Source organism: Acidovorax sp. GW821-FHT10A04 (assembly GCF_059415825.1).
This window is the reverse complement of the sequence record NZ_JBWKNZ010000005.1, coordinates 373,129-391,814: the sequence shown is the minus strand read 5'-3', so window position 1 is coordinate 391,814 and position 18,686 is coordinate 373,129. Positions and strand designations below refer to the sequence as shown.

Annotated in this window: 19 protein-coding genes; 14 read left to right on the top strand and 5 right to left on the bottom strand. The window is 65.6% G+C overall.

Annotated features, from left to right (window positions below):
- Positions 1–162 precede the first annotated feature (162 nt).
- From rimP to AC07PF_RS14035, 8 genes are all read left to right on the top strand, one after another.
- Positions 163–756 (top strand): ribosome maturation factor RimP, encoded by a 594-nt coding sequence (gene rimP / locus AC07PF_RS14070; protein WP_007857626.1) that lies wholly within the window; start codon positions 163–165, stop codon positions 754–756.
- Between the two features lie 88 nt (positions 757–844).
- Positions 845–2,332: a transcription termination factor NusA gene (gene nusA, locus AC07PF_RS14065; protein ID WP_007857628.1), complete on the top strand. Its 1,488-nt coding sequence runs from the start codon at positions 845–847 to the stop codon at positions 2,330–2,332.
- Positions 2,333–2,356: 24 nt separating this feature from the next.
- Positions 2,357–5,230, top strand: coding sequence for a translation initiation factor IF-2 (gene infB, locus AC07PF_RS14060; protein WP_108016498.1), 2,874 nt, complete (start codon positions 2,357–2,359; stop codon positions 5,228–5,230).
- Between the two features lie 3 nt (positions 5,231–5,233).
- Positions 5,234–5,608, top strand: a complete 375-nt coding sequence (rbfA, locus tag AC07PF_RS14055) for a 30S ribosome-binding factor RbfA (protein WP_007851039.1) — start codon at positions 5,234–5,236, stop codon at positions 5,606–5,608.
- Between the two features lie 3 nt (positions 5,609–5,611).
- Complete coding sequence (gene truB, locus AC07PF_RS14050; protein ID WP_494612277.1) at positions 5,612–6,604, top strand: tRNA pseudouridine(55) synthase TruB; 993 nt, start codon at positions 5,612–5,614, stop codon at positions 6,602–6,604.
- Positions 6,601–8,424 (top strand): translational GTPase TypA, encoded by a 1,824-nt coding sequence (gene typA / locus AC07PF_RS14045; RefSeq protein WP_494608455.1) that lies wholly within the window; start codon positions 6,601–6,603, stop codon positions 8,422–8,424. The genes truB and typA overlap by 4 nt, the downstream gene beginning before the upstream one ends.
- A gap of 114 nt (positions 8,425–8,538) precedes the next feature.
- Entirely contained in the window at positions 8,539–9,420 is an 882-nt protein-coding gene (locus AC07PF_RS14040; RefSeq protein ID WP_494612276.1) for a DMT family transporter, read from the top strand.
- Positions 9,417–10,538, top strand: a complete 1,122-nt coding sequence (locus AC07PF_RS14035) for an enoyl-CoA hydratase/isomerase family protein (RefSeq protein WP_494612275.1) — start codon at positions 9,417–9,419, stop codon at positions 10,536–10,538. The genes AC07PF_RS14040 and AC07PF_RS14035 overlap by 4 nt, the downstream gene beginning before the upstream one ends.
- Positions 10,539–10,569: 31 nt before the next feature.
- Here the strand turns inward: AC07PF_RS14035 and AC07PF_RS14030 are convergent, their stop codons facing one another.
- The 4 genes from AC07PF_RS14030 to smpB all read right to left on the bottom strand — a co-directional run bounded on the left by AC07PF_RS14030 (position 10,570) and on the right by smpB (position 12,992).
- A complete protein-coding gene (locus AC07PF_RS14030) occupies positions 10,570–11,436 on the bottom strand; it encodes an anti-sigma factor family protein (protein ID WP_494612274.1) in 867 nt (288 codons plus the stop codon).
- Positions 11,437–11,460: 24 nt separating this feature from the next.
- On the bottom strand, positions 11,461–12,003 hold the full coding sequence (locus AC07PF_RS14025; protein WP_494608451.1) for an RNA polymerase sigma factor: 543 nt from the start codon (positions 12,001–12,003) through the stop codon (positions 11,461–11,463).
- A gap of 18 nt (positions 12,004–12,021) precedes the next feature.
- On the bottom strand, positions 12,022–12,387 hold the full coding sequence (locus AC07PF_RS14020) for a COG4315 family predicted lipoprotein (RefSeq protein ID WP_494612273.1): 366 nt from the start codon (positions 12,385–12,387) through the stop codon (positions 12,022–12,024).
- 131 nt (positions 12,388–12,518) lie between these two features.
- Entirely contained in the window at positions 12,519–12,992 is a 474-nt protein-coding gene (gene smpB / locus AC07PF_RS14015; protein WP_007856984.1) for an SsrA-binding protein SmpB, read from the bottom strand.
- A 147-nt stretch (positions 12,993–13,139) separates the two neighbouring features.
- Here smpB and AC07PF_RS14010 point away from each other — a divergent pair, with 147 nt between their 5' ends.
- Both AC07PF_RS14010 and AC07PF_RS14005 read left to right on the top strand, forming a co-directional pair.
- Entirely contained in the window at positions 13,140–13,580 is a 441-nt protein-coding gene (locus AC07PF_RS14010; protein WP_007856985.1) for a type II toxin-antitoxin system RatA family toxin, read from the top strand.
- Complete coding sequence (locus AC07PF_RS14005) at positions 13,573–13,926, top strand: RnfH family protein (RefSeq protein ID WP_494612272.1); 354 nt, start codon at positions 13,573–13,575, stop codon at positions 13,924–13,926. The genes AC07PF_RS14010 and AC07PF_RS14005 overlap by 8 nt, the downstream gene beginning before the upstream one ends.
- Positions 13,927–13,980: 54 nt before the next feature.
- Here the strand turns inward: AC07PF_RS14005 and AC07PF_RS14000 are convergent, their stop codons facing one another.
- Positions 13,981–14,508 carry a DUF4124 domain-containing protein gene (locus AC07PF_RS14000; protein WP_494612271.1) on the bottom strand — a complete coding sequence of 176 codons (528 nt, stop codon included), beginning with the start codon at positions 14,506–14,508 and terminating at the stop codon, positions 13,981–13,983.
- Positions 14,509–14,648: 140 nt separating this feature from the next.
- Here AC07PF_RS14000 and guaB point away from each other — a divergent pair, with 140 nt between their 5' ends.
- The 4 genes from guaB (at position 14,649) to guaA (ending at position 18,574) form a co-directional block, all read left to right on the top strand.
- Complete coding sequence (gene guaB, locus AC07PF_RS13995; RefSeq protein ID WP_035204648.1) at positions 14,649–16,124, top strand: IMP dehydrogenase; 1,476 nt, start codon at positions 14,649–14,651, stop codon at positions 16,122–16,124.
- Positions 16,125–16,234: 110 nt separating this feature from the next.
- Entirely contained in the window at positions 16,235–16,495 is a 261-nt protein-coding gene (locus AC07PF_RS13990) for a type II toxin-antitoxin system Phd/YefM family antitoxin (RefSeq protein ID WP_494612270.1), read from the top strand.
- Positions 16,492–16,926 carry a type II toxin-antitoxin system VapC family toxin gene (locus AC07PF_RS13985; protein ID WP_145697482.1) on the top strand — a complete coding sequence of 145 codons (435 nt, stop codon included), beginning with the start codon at positions 16,492–16,494 and terminating at the stop codon, positions 16,924–16,926. Before AC07PF_RS13990 ends, AC07PF_RS13985 begins: the two co-directional genes overlap by 4 nt.
- A gap of 28 nt (positions 16,927–16,954) precedes the next feature.
- Positions 16,955–18,574 (top strand): glutamine-hydrolyzing GMP synthase, encoded by a 1,620-nt coding sequence (gene guaA, locus AC07PF_RS13980; protein ID WP_494612269.1) that lies wholly within the window; start codon positions 16,955–16,957, stop codon positions 18,572–18,574.
- Positions 18,575–18,686: the final 112 nt, after the last annotated feature.

Here is an 18,686-nt window from a genome sequence, read left to right as displayed (position 1 = left end):
GGCTGCGCAGCTTTGCAAATCAACACTTTACGGGCTACAATACGTTTCTCACGACCAAGCGGGCGGGTACCAACCGCCCGTTTTTTTTGGTCGTTTGCTTTTGGAGCTCGAAGCCTCTGGGGGTTATCGGGTTTTTTGTTTTTCCGGGATTGAATAGAACACGTGGCACTGCAGCAAGTCGTTGAACAAATCGTGATTGGCCTGGGGTATGACCTGGTGGAGATTGAACGCTCCGCCGGTGGTTTGCTGCGCATCACCATCGACTTGCCCTGGGTACAGCCTGCCGCCGATGCGCCCGCGCCGGTCGCCGAGCAGTACGTCACGGTCGAAGATTGCGAGAAGGTCACCCGCCAGCTGCAGTTTGCGCTGGAGGTCGACGGCGTTGAATACAAGCGCCTGGAAGTGTCTTCTCCCGGAATCGATCGACCCTTGCGCCACGAGCAGGACTTCGTGCGTTTCGAAGGCTCGATCATCGATATCACATTGAAGGCGCCCATCGGCGCGGCAGGTGCGGGGCAGGTGAATGCCACGCGCAAGAAATTTCGCGGCACGCTGGAGCGGGCCGAGGCAGGGGGCTGGCAGATCGTCTGGAGCGACGAGCCCGCTGTCAAGCCAGGTCAAAGAGTCAGCAAGAAGCGCGTGCCCGCCCCGTTGCAGGCGCTGGGCTTCACCTTGGATGAAACGCGGGAGGTCCGTCTGGCGCCCATTGTCGATTTCAAGGGGCGTGGCAACAAGGCAGGGGCTGAGCCCGCCTGAGCTGCAAGCAGGCTGCTGAATGAACTGGGCAGATGGCCGCCGCGTGCAGCCTTTGCCTGTCGGGTGATTGAACTAGGAGAGTCGTCGCATGAATCGCGAATTGTTGATGTTGGTTGAGGCCATTTCGCGCGAAAAGAACGTGGAGCTGGACGTGGTCCTGGGCGCCGTGGAATCGGCCCTGGCCCAGGCTACCAAGAAGCTGTACCAGGGCGAGGTGGACATTCGCGTGTCCGTCGATCGCGACAGCGGCAACTATGAGACTTTCCGCCGCTGGCTGGTGGTGCCTGACGATGCAGGCCTGCAGAACCCCGAAGCCGAAGAGCTGCTGATGGATGCCAAGGACCGCATCCCGGACATCGAAGTCGGCGAGTACATCGAAGAAGGCGTCGAGTCCGTGCCCATCGGCCGCATCGGCGCCATGGCCGCCAAGCAGGTCATCCTGCAGAAGATCCGCGACGCAGAGCGCGAAATGCTGCTCAACGACTTCATGTCGCGCGGCGAGCGCATCTTCACCGGCACCGTCAAGCGCATGGACAAGGGCGACATCATCGTCGAGTCCGGCCGCGTGGAAGGCCGCCTGCGCCGCAGCGAGATGATCTCCAAGGAAAACCTGCGCAGTGGCGACCGTGTGCGCGCCATGATCATGGAAGTGGACCTGACGCTGCGCGGCGCACCCATCATCCTGTCGCGCTCGGCCCCCGAGTTCATGATCGAGCTGTTCCGCCAGGAAGTGCCCGAGATCGAGCAGGGCCTGCTCGAGATCAAGAGCTGCGCCCGTGATTCGGGCTCGCGTGCCAAGATCGCCGTGCTCTCGCACGACAAGCGCGTGGACCCCATCGGCACCTGCGTCGGCGTGCGCGGAACCCGCGTGAACGCGGTGACCAACGAGCTCGCTGGCGAGCGCGTGGACATCGTGCTGTGGTCCGAAGACCCGGCCCAGTTCGTGATCGGTGCGCTGGCCCCGGCCAACGTCTCGTCCATCGTGGTGGACGAGGAAAAGCACGCCATGGACGTGGTGGTGGACGAGGAAAACCTCGCCATCGCCATCGGCCGCGGCGGTCAGAACGTGCGCCTGGCGTCCGACCTGACCGGCTGGAAGATCAACATCATGGACGCTGCCGAATCGGCGCAGAAGCAGGCCAACGAGTCTGATACTGCTCGCAAGCTGTTCATGGAAAAGCTCGATGTGGACGAGGAAATCGCCGACATCCTGATCTCCGAAGGTTTCGCCAGCCTGGAAGAAGTGGCCTATGTGCCACTGCAGGAAATGCTGGAAATCGAAAGCTTCGACGAAGACACCGTCAATGAGTTGCGCGCCCGTGCCAAGGATGCGCTGCTCACCATGGAAATCGCCCGTGAGGAAAGCGTGGAAGAGGTCTCCCAGGACCTGCGCGACCTCGAAGGTCTCACCCCGGAGCTGATTGCCAAGTTGGCCGAAGGCGGTGTGCATACACGTGACGACCTGGCCGATCTGGCCATTGATGAGCTGACCGACCTGACCGGGCAGTCCGCAGATGAAGCCAAGGCCTTGATCATGAAGGCGCGCGAACACTGGTTCGCGGGGCAGCAAGAGTAAGGGTCAGGGAGGCACGAACCACATATGTCCAGTAACACTGTCGCCGAGTTCGCAAGCGAACTCAAGAAATCACCTGAAACCCTGCTCGACCAGCTCAAGGCTGCCGGCGTGGGCAAGGCCGCCCCATCGGACGCGCTGACCGAGTCCGACAAGCAAAAGCTGCTCGTGTACCTGCAAAACAGCCACGGCACCGCCGCTGTCGACCGCAAGAAGATCACGCTGACGAAGAAGTCCACCAGCGAGATCAAGCAGGCCGATGCCACCGGCAAGGCACGCACGATCCAGGTGGAAGTGCGCAAGAAGCGCACCTTCATCAAGCGCGATGACGGCGTGGAGGGCTCCCCCGAGTCCGAAGACACCGTGGTCGAGGAAGCCGCTGTCTCCAGCGAAGACCTCGAGCTGTCGCGCCGCGAAGAAGAAGCGCGCCGCCAGGCCGAGCTGATCCGCCGCCAGGAAACCGAGCTTGCCGAAAAGCGCGCCGAGCGCGAAGCGCGCGAACAGCGCGAACGCGAAGCCGAAGAGCGCGCTGCCGCCTATGCGGCCCAGGAAGCCGAGAAGAAGGCCCAGGCCTCTGCCGTCAAGCAGGAAGCCACGCGTGAGCAGGCGGCCGAAGCCGCTGCGCGCACCGCTGCCCAGGTCGAAGCCCGCGAAAAGGCTGCTGCCGAGTCCAAGGCCCGCTCCGACGAGGAATCGGCCCGCGCGGCCGACCTCGATGCCCGCCGCCGCAAGGCCGAAGCCGAGGCTGCCGCGATCCGCTCCATGATGGCAACGCCCAAGAAGGCGGTCATGGTCGCCAAGAAGCCCGAGGAACCCAAGCCCGTGGCCAAGCCCGCGCTGGCTGGCGATGCCAAGAAGGGCACGCTGCACAAGCCCGCCGTGGGCACGGGCACCGGCCCGGCACGCCCTGGCGCACCGGCTACGGCAGCAGCGCCTGGCGCCGCCGCCGGCAAGGAAGTGAAGTCGGCCAAGCTGTCCTCCAGCTGGGCGGGCGATACGGCCAAGAAGAAGGAAATCAAGACCCGCGGCGACAGCAGCGGGGGCGTGGGGCGCAACAACTGGCGCGGAGGCCCGCGTGGCCGCCGTGGCAATGACCGCGACCACCGCGACGACCACCACCAGCAGTCCGCTCCGGTGGAGGCGCGCATCATCGAAGTGCACGTGCCCGAAACCATCACGGTGGCCGAGCTGGCGCACAAGATGTCGATCAAGGCCAACGAGGTCATCAAGGCGCTGATGAAGATGGGCCAGATGGTCACCATCAACCAGCCGCTGGACCAGGACACCGCCATGATCATGGTGGAAGAAATGGGCCACAAGGCCGTGGTGGCTGCACTGGACGATCCAGAAGCCTTCACCGACGACGACAGCGCCCAGAAGGATGTCGAGTTGCTGCCGCGGGCACCCGTGGTCACCGTCATGGGCCACGTGGACCATGGCAAGACCTCGCTGCTCGACTACATCCGCCGTGCCAAGGTCGCCTCGGGCGAAGCCGGCGGCATCACCCAGCACATCGGTGCCTACCACGTGGAAACGCCACGCGGCATGATCTCGTTCCTGGACACCCCTGGCCACGAGGCGTTCACCGCCATGCGTGCCCGTGGCGCACAGGCCACCGACATCGTGATCCTGGTGGTGGCTGCCGACGACGGCGTCATGCCCCAGACCAAGGAAGCCATCAAGCACGCCAAGGCGGCAGGTGTTCCCATCGTGGTGGCGGTCAACAAGATCGACAAGCCCGATGCCAACGCCGACCGCGTCAAGCAGGAACTGGTGGTCGAGTCGGTCGTGCCTGAAGAGTACGGTGGCGAGTCGCCCTTCGTCTCGGTGTCGGCCAAGACCGGCCAGGGCATCGACGACCTGCTCGAGCAGGTGCTGCTGCAGGCCGAAGTGCTGGAACTGAAGGCCCCGGTCGATTCGCTGGCCAAGGGCCTGGTGATCGAAGCCCAGCTGGACAAGGGCCGCGGCCCTGTGGCCACGGTGCTGGTGCAGTCCGGTACGCTCAAGGTCGGTGACGTGGTGCTGGCAGGCCAGACCTATGGCCGCGTGCGCGCCATGCTGGACGAAAACGGCCGCGTGGCCAAGACGGCAGGTCCGTCGATCCCGGTGGAAATCCAGGGTCTGACCGAAGTGCCCCAGGCCGGCGACGAATTCATGGTGCTCACGGACGAACGCCGTGCCCGCGAAATCGCCACCTACCGCGCAGGCAAGTTCCGCAATACCAAGCTGGCCAAGCAGCAGGCTGCGAAGCTCGAGAACATGTTTGCCGACATGACGGCAGGCGAAGTGAAGATGCTGCCCATCATCGTCAAGTCCGACGTGCAGGGTTCGCAGGAAGCGCTGTCGCAGTCGCTGCTCAAGCTCTCGACCGACGAGGTCAAGGTGCAGCTGGTGTACGCCGCAGTGGGCGCCATCAGCGAGTCGGACATCAACCTGGCGATCGCCTCCAAGGCCATCGTGATCGGCTTCAACGTGCGTGCCGATGCCGGTGCGCGCAAGCTGGCCGAGAGCAATGGCGTCGACCTGCACTACTACAGCATCATTTACGATGCTGTGGACGAGTTGCGCGTGGCCATGTCGGGCATGCTGGCTCCCGAGCAGCGCGAAGAGATCATCGGTACGGCCGAGATCCGCACGGTGTTCGTGGCGACCAAGATCGGTACCATTGCCGGTTCGTACATCACCTCGGGCATGGTCCATCGCAATGCACGGTTCCGCCTGCTGCGCGACAACGTGGTGGTCTACACGGGCGAAGTCGACTCGGTCAAGCGCCTCAAGGACGACGTCAAGGAAGTCAAGGAAGGCTTCGAGTGCGGTATCAAGCTCAAGAACTACAACGACATCAAGGAAGGCGATCAACTCGAGTTCTTTGATATCAAGGAAATCGCGCGGACGCTGTAATCGATGGCTGCGAAGAAGAAGTCCTCCACCCCGAACCGCGCCTTCAAGGTCGCCGATCAGATCCAGCGCGATCTGACGGAGCTGATCGCGCGCGAGTTGAAAGACCCGCGCGTGGGCATGGTGACGCTGCAGGGTGTGGAGGTGACTCCCGACTACGCACACGCCAAGGTGTTCTTCAGCCTGCTGGTGGGCGACCCTGTGGAAACGCAGGCGGCGCTCAACCAGGCGGCTGGATTCCTGCGCAATGGCCTGTTCAAGCGCCTGCACATCCACACGGTGCCCACGCTGCACTTCGTCTACGACCGCACCTCCGAGCGGGCGGCCGACATGAACGCCTTGATCGCCAAGGCCGTTTCTTCGCGCGCGAAAGAGGAGTAGCCCATGCACGCGCCTCGCACCAGGGTGCAGCGGCGCCCTGTGCACGGGGTGTTGCTGCTGGACAAACCGCTCGGCCTGTCGAGCAACGACGCCTTGCAGAAGGCGAAATGGCTGCTGCGCGCCGAAAAGGCGGGCCATACCGGCACGCTCGATCCGCTGGCCACCGGCGTGCTGCCGCTGTGCTTTGGTGCTGCCACCAAGTTCAGCCAGCTGCAGCTCGATGCCCCCAAGACCTACGAAGCCGTGGCCCTGCTGGGCGTGACCACCACCACCGGCGATGCCGAGGGCGACGTGATCGAACGCCGCCCCGTGGTGCTGGCCGAACTCACGCCCGAGCGCCTGGCCGCCGTGCAGCAGCAGTTCACCGGTCCCATCCAGCAGGTGCCGCCCATGCACAGCGCCCTCAAGAAGGACGGCAAGGCACTGTACGAATACGCGCGCGCTGGCATCGAGGTGGAGCGGCCGGCACGCGACGTGGTGATCCATTCGCTTTCCCTCACACTGCTGGCGGACAATCCGGATGCCATCGCCCTTAAAATGGTGGTGCAGTGCAGCAAGGGCACCTATATCCGCACCCTGGGTGAGGACGTGGGGGCTGCGCTGGGCTTCGGCGCGCACCTGACGTTTTTGCGCCGCATCGATACCGGTGGTATCGGCGTGGAGCGCTGCGTCACGCTGGCGCAGCTCGAAGCCATGGAAGAGGGGGCGCGGCTCGAACAGCTGGAGCCGCCCGAATCCCTGCTGGCGCAGCACGTGCGTGTCACGCTGGACAGCGAGAATGCTGCTCGTTTCCTGTCGGGCGTGCGCCGCCGTGGTACCTGGCCCGATGCCGGGGCCGTGGCAGTGTTTGGCGACAATCCCCCGGCACTGCTGGGGGTGGGCCACATCGTGGGCGGGGAGCTGGTGCCCGACAGGCTCCTGAGTCCGCTGGAAATTCAACAAATTTTGGAAGGTACGCCGCACCTGCAAGCCAGCGGCACATTGGAAAAACTATGACTAAACAGATCCGCAACATCGCCATCATCGCCCACGTTGACCATGGCAAGACCACCATGGTGGACCAATTGCTGCGCCAGTCCGGCACTTTCGCTGACCACGAAAAGGTGGTCGACACGGTGATGGACAACAACGCGATCGAAAAAGAGCGTGGCATCACGATCCTGGCCAAGAACTGTGCCGTGAGCTGGGAAGGCACCCACATCAACATCGTGGACACCCCCGGTCACGCGGACTTCGGCGGTGAAGTGGAGCGCGCCCTGTCCATGGTGGACAGCGTGGTGTTGCTGATCGACGCGCAAGAGGGCCCCATGCCCCAGACGCGCTTCGTGACCAAGAAGGCCCTGGCCCTGGGCCTGCGCCCCATCCTGGTCGTGAACAAGGTGGACAAGCCCGGTGCCAACCCCGACAAGGTGGTGAACGCCGCTTTCGACCTGTTCGACAAGCTGGGTGCCACCGACGAGCAGCTCGACTTCCCCGTGGTCTACGCCTCGGGCATCAACGGCTGGTCGTCGCTCGAAGAAGGCGCACCTGGCGAGCAGTGGGGCCCCGACATGTCGGCCCTGTTCAACACCATCCTCAAGCACGTTCCCCCGAACTCGGGCGACCCGGCTGCTCCGCTGCAGCTGCAGATCTCGGCGCTGGATTTCTCCACCTTCGTGGGCCGCATCGGCGTGGGCCGCATCAGCCAGGGCACCATCAAGCCCATGATGGACGTGGTCGTCATGGAAGGTCCCGATGGCAAGGCCGTCAAGGGCCGTGTCAACCAGGTGCTGACTTTCCAGGGCCTCGATCGCATGCAGACGCCGCTGGCCGGCCCGGGCGACATCGTGCTGATCAACGGCATCGAAGACATCGGCATCGGCGTGACCATCACCGACCCTGCCAACCCCTCGCCGCTGCCCATGCTCAAGGTGGACGAGCCCACGCTGACCATGAACTTCTGCGTGAACACCTCGCCACTGGCAGGCCGTGAAGGCAAGTTCGTGACCAGCCGCCAGATCTGGGACCGCCTGCAAAAGGAACTGCAGCACAACGTGGCCCTGCGCGTGAAGGAAACCGACGAAGAAGGTATCTTCGAAGTCATGGGTCGCGGCGAATTGCACCTGACCATCCTGCTGGAAAACATGCGCCGCGAAGGCTATGAATTGGCCGTGTCCAAGCCCCGCGTCGTGTTCCGCGACGTGAACGGCGAAAAGCACGAGCCTATCGAGCTGGTGACGGCCGACATCGAAGAAGGCCACCAGGGCGGCGTGATGCAGGCCCTGGGCGAGCGCAAGGGCGAGCTGGTGAACATGGAGCCGGACGGCCGTGGCCGCGTGCGCCTGGAGTACCGCATCCCTGCGCGTGGCCTGATCGGCTTCACCAACGAATTCCTGAACCTGACGCGTGGCTCGGGCCTGATCAGTAACATCTTCGACAGCTACGAGCCGCACAAGGGCGACATCGGCGGCCGCAAGAACGGCGTGCTGATCTCCATGGACGACGGTGAAATCTTCACCTACGCCCTGGGCAAGCTCGACGACCGTGGCCGCATGTTCGTGAAGGCCAACGATCCCGTGTACGAAGGCATGATCGTCGGCATCCACAGCCGCGACAACGACCTGGTGGTGAACGCCACGCGTACCAAGCAGCTGACCAACTTCCGCGTGTCCGGCAAGGAAGACGCGATCAAGATCACGCCGCCCATCGACGCCACGCTCGAATACGCCGTGGAGTTCATCGAGGACGACGAACTGGTCGAGATCACGCCCAAGTCGATCCGCATCCGCAAGCGCCACCTGACCGAGAACGAGCGCAAGCGCGCAGGCCGTTCCTGAGCTGCCTGAGTCGCTGATGGCATGAGGGGGGCCGTGCGCCCCCGCCTGCCGCCTGAAGGGCCACTGCTGTTACGCTGTGGCCCTTTTTGCCATGTTGATGCCCCCGTATCCCCGATGCCCTTGCTGAAGCTCACGCATTCCCGTGCCGTGGCCCTGATGGTGGTGGTGACCCTGATGTGGTCCATCGCCGGCGTCGTCACGCGCCACCTGGAGGCGGCACGCAGCTTCGAGGTCACCTTCTGGCGCAGCCTGTTCACGCTGGCGGCATTGCTGGTGATACTGCCTGCGCTGCAGGGGCGGGCGGTGTTCGCATCCATGCGCAAAAGCGGCGTGGCGCTGTGGATCGCCGGCCTGTGCTGGGCTGTGATGTTCACCGCCTTCATGGTGGCCATCCTGCTCATGCCCGTGGCCAACGTGCTGGTCACCATGGCCGTGGCGCCGCTGCTCACGGCGTTGCTGGCGCGCATCTTCATCTGCCACCACATCGCGCCCCGCACCTGGGTGGCCATTGGCGTGGCCGGCCTGGGCATTGCCTGGATGTACGGCGCGCAGATGGCGGGGCTGCCCCTGGTGGGCACGCTGGTCGCGTTGTGCGTGCCGATTGCCGGTGCCGTGAACTGGACGGTGGTGCAGCATTCCCAGCGCCACGGGCACCAGGTGGACCTGGTGCCTGCCGTGCTGGTGGGCGCAGTGCTTTCGGTCGTGGCCACGCTGCCGCTGGCCTTGCCGTTCGAGGCCTCGGCGCACGACCTGGGGCTGCTGGCCTTGCTGGGCGTGGTGCAACTGGCCATCCCCTGCGTGCTGGCAGTGCGTTGCGGCCAGGTGCTCAAGGCACCCGAGATCGCGCTGCTGAGCCTGCTGGAAGTGATCTTTGGTATTTTGCTGGCGTGGCTGGGTGCGGGCGAGGAGCCCGGGGCCGCCGTGCTGGCGGGTGGCGCGCTGGTGATCGGCGCACTGGTTTTCAATGAACTATTGGCTTGGAAGGAACAACAATGACGGAGACGACAACGAATACGGCAGCAGCCGCAGCAGCAGCCCCCGAGGTGCTCAGCGAGGTGCGCGGCCAGGTGGGCTTCATCACGCTGAACCGCCCGCGCGCGCTCAACGCGCTCTCTTTGGGCATGGTGCGCGATCTCATGGCCATCCTGCTCGCCTGGCAGCACGATGACGCGGTGCTGGCCGTGGCCATCCGCGGCAGCAACAAGGAAGGCCCTTTCGGTGCCTTCTGCGCCGGTGGCGACATCCGCTTTTTGCACCAGGCCGGCAGCCAGGGCAACCCGCAGCTCGAGGACTTCTTCACCGAGGAATACGCGCTCAACCACCTGATCCACAACTACGCCAAGCCCTACATCGCCTTCATGGACGGCATCGTCATGGGCGGTGGCATGGGCATCAGCCAGGGCGCCGCATTGCGCGTGGTGACCGAGCGCACGAAGATGGCCATGCCCGAGACGGCCATCGGCCTGTTCCCCGACGTGGGCGGCGGCTACTTCCTGGCCCGCTGCCCCGGCAGTGCGGGCGAGTGGCTGGCGCTCACGGGCGACACCATCGGTGCCGATGCGGCCGTGGCCTGCAACCTGGCCGATGGCTGCATCCCCGTGGACCAGCAGGCCCCCGTGTGGGAGGCCCTGGGCACGCAGCCGTTTGCCGATGCCAACGCCGTCAAGGCCTTCGTAGTCTCGCACCTGCTGCCCAAGAACCAGGGCGTGCCGGCCGCGCTGGCGCAGGCCGATGCCTACTTTGCCCGGCCTACCGTGGGCGAGATCGTGCGCGCGCTCGAAGCCGCCGATTCCGACTGGTCACGCGCCACCGCCGCCACGCTGCGCAAGCGCTCCCCGCTGATGCTGCACGTGGTGCTCGAGCAGATCCGCCGCGCCCGCGGCATGGGCCTGGCCGATGACCTGCGCATGGAGCGCGACATGGTGCGCCACTGCTTTTACCTGCGCCCCGGCCAGAGCGAAACGGTGGAGGGCATCCGCGCCCTGGCCGTGGACAAGGACCATGCGCCGAAGTGGAACCCCGCGCGCATCGAAGACGTCACGCCCGCGATGGTGGCGCCGTTCTTCGCCAGCCCCTGGCCCGCGCACTCGCACCCCCTGGCCGCACTGGCCTGATACGGCTGAAAGCGGCTCCGTAGAAGAAACGCTAGAGCTGCCGGTACACCGCCGACGCCAATACCAGCAGTTGCTGGCGTGACAGCTGGCCGCTGAGCGCATAGCCAAAGCCCTGGTCCACCCAGTAAAAGCCCGGGACCGGGCCTTCGCTGGTGAACTGGAAGGCGGTTTCTCCGGCATCGGGCTTCTTCGCTGCGGCCGTTGCCGCGCCGGGCTTGCCCACCGCGACGGCGCCCAGGTACAGCGTGATGCGCTCGCCCTGGCCGTTCTGGTACATGAACTGCGCGCGCGCACCAGCCTCGCCGGGCAGCAGCCGGCCACCCATGAGCTCGTAGCCCTCGTCTGCCAGCACGGGCAGCTTGAGCGGGCGCCCGAGCCGCTTGGAAAGCCACTGCACCAGGTGCTCCTGCTGCGCGGCCGGCACCTCCACGGGGTGGCGCACTTCGGGTTGGTACACCGCATGCGCCACGGCCGCCTGCTGGGCAAAGTGTTGTGCGGTGGTGGTGCTGGCCAGTGCCAGCGTGGGCGCTGGGGGGCTGGCCATGCCGGGCCACAGGCTGCGCCCGGTCCAGCCCAGTGCAAACGCCAGCAGCACCGACGCCGCCATGCCGCCCCAGCGCCACCATTGGTCCTGCCGCTCCCTGCGCGCCGAGGTGCGCAGCGCAGCGGCCACCAGGGCCTCGGGCACGGGCTCGGCCAGCAGGCCCTGGTGCAGGGCGCGCAGCTGTTGGCGCTGCTGCTGCCACTGCGCCAGGGTTTCTTCGGCCCCCGCCTGGCTTTCAAGCCGCTGGCGCAGTGCGGCCGCCTCCGCGGGCGACAAGCGGCCATCCACCAGCGCGTGCCATGCGGCTTCATCGTCGGCGGGTGGGGCAGGGTGGTGGTGTGGGTGCTTGTCCATGGCGGGCTGGCGCTCGGGCTTCATTTATTTGAGGCGGCGCAAGGGGGTTGGCTGGCCGGTGGGTGCATCGGGGTCGGCGTGGTTGCCGGCGGGGGCGGCAGGGGCGCGCTCCATCAGCAGGCGCAGGCGGCTGCGCGCGCGCGACAGGCGCGACATCACCGTGCCCACGGGAATGCCCAGGATGCGCGCCGTGTCGCCATAGTCCATGTCCTCCAGCGTCACCAGCAGCAGCACGGCGCGCTGCTCGGGCGGCAGGCGCTGCAGGCAACGCTCCAGGTCCAGCGCGTCGTCGCCCAGGCCGGCGCTGGCTTGCAGGCTGTCGTGCAGCTCATCCACATCCAGGTGGGGCAAGGGTGGCCGGGCGCGCAATTGGTTGAGGTACAGGTTGTGCATCAGCGTGAACAACCAGGCCCGCAGGTCGCTGCCGGTGCGCCACAGCAGCCATTTGCTGCAGGCCCGCTCCAGCGTGTCCTGCACCAGGTCGTCGGCCGCCCAGGCATCGCCCGTGAGCACGCGCGCATAGCGGCGCAATGCGGGCAACTGCTCGACAACCTGGGTGCGGTTCATACCAGCGGGGCGCTCCGATCAGGGCTTGGCCGTGCGCCAGACCTGGTTCACGCCATCGCCGGTCTTGTCGCCCGGCTTGGTGTCCTTGACCCAGTAGTACAGCGGCTTGCCCTTGTAGGCCAGCTGGGTCTTGCCATCGTCGCGCGTGACCACGCTGTAGTCGGCGCCGGGGGCCTTGTCCGCCATCAGCGGCGGCCAGTTGGTGGCGCAGGGGCCGTTGCACACCGACTTGCCACTGCCCGCGGTGTCGCGGTCGAAGGTGTACAGCGTCATGCCGCCGGCGCCCACGAGCACGCCATCCATGGTTTTCACGGGGCCGTCGGCGGCCATGGAGGAGCAGCCGGCAACGGCCAGGAACGCAGCGATGGACAGGATCTTTTTCATGGTTTCTCCAGGTGGAAGAAGAGGGGTTTGCATGCAACGGCCAACGCCGCCCAGCACCTCCACCAACACCGGGGCGCAGTGGTTTATTCCACCGCGCATGAAAAAAACTGGAAGAACCTGTCTGCCAGGCGTCAGCGGTTGCGACTCTTCATCGCGCGCTCGACTTCGCGCTTGCCTTCGCGGTCCTTGATGGTGTCGCGCTTGTCGTGCTCGGCCTTGCCCTTGGCCAGGGCCACCTCGCACTTCACGTAGCCGTTCTTCCAGTGCAGGTTCAGCGGCACCAGCGTGTAGCCCTTTTGCTCGACCTTGATGATCAGGTGCTTGATGTCATCCTTCTTGAGCAGCAGCTTCTTGGTGCGGATGGCATCGGGGTTGACGTGGGTCGAAGCGGTCTTGAGCGGGTTGATCTGGCAGCCCAGCAGGAACAGCTCGCCATCGCGGATGATCACGTAGCCATCGGTCAGCTGCACCTTGCCTTCGCGCAGTGCCTTCACTTCCCAGCCGTACAGGACCATGCCTGCCTCGTGGCGTTCTTCGAAGAAATAGTTGTAGGCCGCCTTCTTGTTATCGGCAATGCGGGCGGTTGGATCGGGTTTCTTGGCCATGGGTTATTAATTGAGGCGCAAATGAGGAGATAAAAGGCCTCCCTACAATGTTGGTCTCGAGTCTGTCATTTTAGGGTGTGAGTCCCTGATGTTCTCTGGCCGATCACTCTCATCCTGCGATGGTCCCGACCAGAACCCCCTTCCTGCATGAAAACCGTCAACAAGTCCGTCCTCATCTGGTACAGCCCCGAAGAAATGTTCGCCCTGGTCACGGGGGTCGCCAAGTACCCCGAGTTCCTGCCCTGGTGCGACAGCGCCACCGTGCTGGAGCAGTCGGATGAGGGCATGACGGCCGAGGTCGGCATTGCCTTTGGCGGCATCCACAAGACCTTTGTCACGCGCAACACGCACGAGGCGGGTCGGCGCGTGCAGATGCGCCTGGTCAAGGGCCCGTTCTCGCAGCTCGACGGCGACTGGCACTTCCAACCCGTGGGCGACGGCAGCCAGCGCGCCTGCAAGGTCGAGCTGAGCCTGAACTACGGCTTCGACAACGCCGCCCTGGCCGCGCTGGTGGGCCCCGTGTTCGACCGCATCGCGGGCAGCATGGTCGATGCCTTCGTGAAGCGCGCGGAGCAGGTGTATGGCTGACGGGGCGGCCCCGCCGGCACCGGGGCTGATGCAGATCACGGTGGTGGTTTCGCTGGCGCCACGCCAGGTAAGCGAATGCACGCTGCAATTGCCCGCCGACAGCACCCTGGCGGATGCCCTGCAGGCCGCTGGGCCCATGGCTGCGCAGCGCGAGGGCATGGTCTGCGGCATCTGGGGCCGCGTGCTGCCCGAGACCACCATGCTCAAGGACCAGGACCGGGTGGAGCTGTACCGGGGCCTGCTGGTGGACCCCAAGGTGGCGCGCCGCGAACGCTTTGCGCGCCAGGGCGCACGGGCCACCGGCCTCTTTGCGCGGCAGCGGCCGGGCGGCAAATCAGGATACTAAATGAAACAAAAACGGCGCCCTGGGCGCCGTTTTTTTGCCACGGAACGCCCGCTTTCAGCGTTTGCAGTCGGAGGCGATGATCCCGTTGATGCGTTTGACCTCGGCATCGCGCTGCGCCTGCTCCAGGAACACACGCTCGCCCTGGGCATTGGTCTGCCGCACCGGCGTACCCGATTCGTACATGGTCTTGGCGGCGCGCGCCTGCGTGCAGTTCTCGGCCTTGGCTTTGGCGACCTTGTCGTCTTCGGCCTTCTTCTTGGCGGCTTCGGCGGCCTCGGCCTCGGCCTTGCGCTTCTCCAGTTCCTTGTCCTTGCCGCTGGCGGCAGCTGCGCTGGCTGGTGCAGCGGGGGCCGCGGCGACGCCAGAGGCTGCGGCGGTCGCCGGCGCGCTGGCCGCCGGCGTGGTCACCCGTGGGGCGCCATAGCTCGGCTGCTTGAGCATGTTCTTTTCCGGAATGTCCTGCGGTGGCGGCCGGTCGCTGAAGACCTTGCGGCCGTCCTTGTCGATCCACTGCCATTGGGCGGCAGCACCCATCGCCCAGGTACAGGCGACGGCCAGCAAAACAATCTTGTGCAATTTCATACAGGCAAGTTTAGCCGTGCAACAAGTCTGCCGCCAGTGCAGGCGGATGGGTGGACGCCCAGCCATGCCGCGCGGGATGGGCGGGCCTGCACTGCAGCGCCGCACGGACGCGGGTACAATCCGTCTTTTGGAGCTTTCTCATGCGCCTTCTTGGAAAAGCGCTCACCTTCGACGATGTGTTGCTGGTGCCAGCGTACTCCCAGGTCCTGCCCAAGGACACGTCCCTCGCGACGAAACTCTCCCGTAACATCCAGCTGAACCTGCCCCTTGTGTCCGCCGCCATGGACACCGTGACCGAGGCGCGCCTGGCCATTGCCATTGCCCAGGAGGGCGGCATCGGCATCGTGCACAAGAACCTCACGCCGCAGGAGCAGGCCGCCCAGGTGGCCAAGGTCAAGCGCTACGAATCCGGCGTGCTGCGCGACCCCGTGGTCATCACCCCCGAGCACACCGTGCTGCAGGTGCTGCAGCTGTCCGAGCAACTGGGCATCTCGGGCTTCCCGGTGTGCGACGGTGGCAAGGTGGTGGGCATCGTCACCGGCCGCGACCTGCGCTTCGAGACGCGCTACGACGTCAAGGTCCACCAGATCATGACCCCGCGCGAAAAGCTGGTCACCGTCAACGAAAAGGACGGCACCACGCCGGCCGAAGCCAAGGCGCTGCTCAACAAGCACAAGCTCGAGCGCATCCTGGTCGTGAACGACGCCTTTGAGCTCAAGGGCGTGATCACCGTCAAGGACATCACCAAGCAGACCAGCTTCCCCAACGCCGCACGCGACGCCTCGGGCCGCCTGCGCGTGGGCGCAGCCGTCGGCGTGGGCGAGGGCACCGAAGAGCGTGTCGAAGCCCTGGTCAAGGCCGGTGTCGACGCCATCGTGGTCGACACCGCCCACGGCCACAGCAAGGGCGTGATCGAGCGCGTGCGCTGGGTCAAGCAAAACTACCCGCAGATCGACGTCATCGGCGGCAACATCGCCACCGGCGCGGCCGCGCTGGCGCTGGTCGAAGCCGGTGCCGATGCGGTCAAGGTCGGTATCGGCCCTGGCTCCATCTGCACCACGCGCATCGTGGCCGGTGTGGGCGTGCCCCAGATCATGGCGATCGACAACGTGGCCACCGCCCTGCGAGGCACCGGCGTGCCGCTGATCGCGGACGGCGGCGTGCGCTACAGCGGCGACATCGCCAAGGCCCTCGCCGCAGGCGCCAGCACCATCATGATGGGCGGCATGTTCGCGGGCACCGAAGAGGCGCCCGGCGAAGTCATCCTGTACCAGGGCCGCAGCTACAAGAGCTACCGCGGCATGGGCAGCATCGGCGCCATGCAGCAGGGCAGCGCCGACCGCTACTTCCAGGAATCGACCACCGGCAACCCCAATGCCGACAAGCTCGTGCCCGAAGGCATCGAAGGCCGCGTGCCCTACAAGGGCTCCATGGTCTCCATCGTCTTCCAGATGGCCGGTGGCGTGCGCGCCGCCATGGGCTACTGCGGTTGCGCCACCATCGACGACATGAACAACAAGGCCGAGTTCGTCGAGATCACCACCGCCGGCATCCGCGAAAGCCACGTGCACGACGTGCAGATCACCAAGGAAGCGCCCAACTACCGCGCTGACTGAAGGTGAATCACCTAATCTGGCCTGATTGAAAATATCTGGTCAGAATGATATAGTCTGGTCTGAATTCACCATTCAGGCCAGACTTTTTCTTTTTGGGGGTCCGCGCATCCATGCAGTCCGTCGGCATCTACGAAGCCAAGAGCAGGTTCTCCGCCCTGATCGAGCTGGTCGAGCAGGGCGAGGAAGTGCGCATCACCCGCCACGGCAAAGAGGTGGTGCGCCTGCTGCCCGTGCGCCGCCGCCCCGTCATCACCGACGAGCAGATTGCCCGCGAGCTGGGCCAGATCGACGCGCTGCACGCCAGCATCCACCCCGTGGCCGATGCGGCCAGCCCCGACAACCTGCGCCGAAAAGGCCGGAGCGCCGCATGACCGCCTTCGTCCTCGACGCCTCCGTCACCGCCGCCTGGCTGCTGCCCGACGCGGCCAGTGAGCACACGCGCCGCCTGTACACCCTGATCCGCCGCGACGAGGTCGAGCCCCAGGCCCCCAACCTCTGGCAGTGGGAGTGCAGCAACCTCATCAGCAGCGGCGTGCACAGCGGCCGCATCCCGCCTGCATCGGTCGAAGGCCTGTGGGGCGTGCTCGAAGCCATACGCCACCGCGTGGAGCTGCACGAGCTGGCCCCCGCCCAGCACAAGGCCGTGATGGACGTGGCGCTCGACACCGGCCTGCCCACCTTCGACGCCGCCTACCTGTGGCTGGCCCGCTCGCTGCGCCTGCCCCTGGCCACTTTCGATGCCGCGCAGGCAGCCGCTGCCCAGCGCAGCGGCGTACCGCTTCTCGACCTCTCCAGCCTTTAAGTAAACACCCCAACCGCCGCCCAACGCCATGCAACACCAGAAAATCCTCATCCTCGATTTCGGCTCGCAAGTCACCCAGCTCATCGCCCGCCGCGTGCGCGAAGCCAACGTGTACTGCGAAGTGCACCCCTGCGACGTGACGGACGAGTGGGTGCGCGACTACGCCAAGGACGGTTCGCTCAAGGGCATCATCCTGTCGGGCAGCCACGCCAGCGTGTACGAAGACACCACCGACAAGGCGCCCGAAGCCGTCTTCCAGCTCGGCCTGCCCGTGCTCGGCATCTGCTACGGCATGCAGACCATGGCCCACCAGTTGGGCGGCAAGGTCGAGGGCGGCCACAAGCGCGAGTTCGGCTTTGCCGCCGTGCGCGCCCGCGGCCACACCGCGCTGCTCAAGGACATTGCCGACTTCACCACGCCCGAAGGCCACGGCATGCTCAACGTCTGGATGAGCCACGGCGACAAGGTCACCGAGCTGCCCCCGGGCTTCAAGCTCATGGCCAGCACCGACAGCTGCCCCATCGCCGGCATGGCCGACGAAGAGCGCCGCTTCTACGCCCTGCAGTTCCACCCCGAAGTCACGCACACCGTGCAGGGCAGGGCGCTGCTCGACCGCTTCGTGCTCGGCATCTGCGGCACCCGCCCCGACTGGGTCATGCGCGACCACATCGCCGAAGCCGTCGAACTCATCCGCCAGCAGGTGGGCAATGAGGAAGTGATCCTCGGCCTGTCGGGCGGTGTCGATTCGTCCGTGGCCGCAGCACTCATCCACCGCGCCATCGGCGACCAGCTCACCTGCGTGTTCGTCGACCACGGCCTGCTGCGCCTGAACGAAGGCGACATGGTCATGGACATGTTCGTCGGCAAGCTGCACGCCAAGGTCATCCGCGTGGACGCCAGCGACCTGTTCCTGGGCAAGCTGGCCGGCGTGAGCGAACCCGAAGCCAAGCGCAAGATCATCGGCGGCCTGTTCGTCGACGTGTTCAAGGCCGAGGCCGCCAAGCTCAAGGCAGGCAATGCAGGCGCCAAGGGCGCCACCTTCCTGGCCCAGGGCACCATCTACCCCGACGTGATCGAATCCGGCGGTGCCAAGAGCAAGAAGGCCGTCACCATCAAGAGCCACCACAACGTGGGCGGTCTGCCCGAGCAGCTGGGCCTCAAGCTCCTGGAGCCCCTGCGCGACCTGTTCAAGGACGAAGTGCGCGAACTCGGCGTGGCCCTGGGCCTGCCGCCCGAAATGGTCTACCGCCACCCCTTCCCCGGCCCCGGCCTGGGCGTGCGCATTTTGGGCGAGGTGAAGAAAGAATACGCCGACCTGCTGCGCCGCGCCGACGCGATTTTCATCGAAGAGCTGCGCAACCACGTCGACGAAGCCACCGGCAAGACCTGGTACGACCTCACCAGCCAGGCCTTCACCGTCTTCCTGCCGGTCAAGAGCGTGGGCGTGATGGGCGATGGCCGCACTTATGACTACGTGGTCGCCCTGCGCGCCGTGCAGACCAGCGACTTCATGACCGCCGACTGGGCCGAGCTGCCGTACGCCCTGCTCAAGAAAGTGTCGGGGCGCATCATCAACGAGGTGCGGGGCATCAACCGCGTGACGTACGACGTGAGCAGCAAGCCGCCGGCGACGATTGAGTGGGAGTGAGTCGGGGGTGGGGATTGGACGAGGGATGCTGGAGAAGGCGCAGACGAGTGCTGCATCACCCAAACAGGGGAGGTGACACAAATCCCTTGTTCTTTCGATACGAATGGTTACG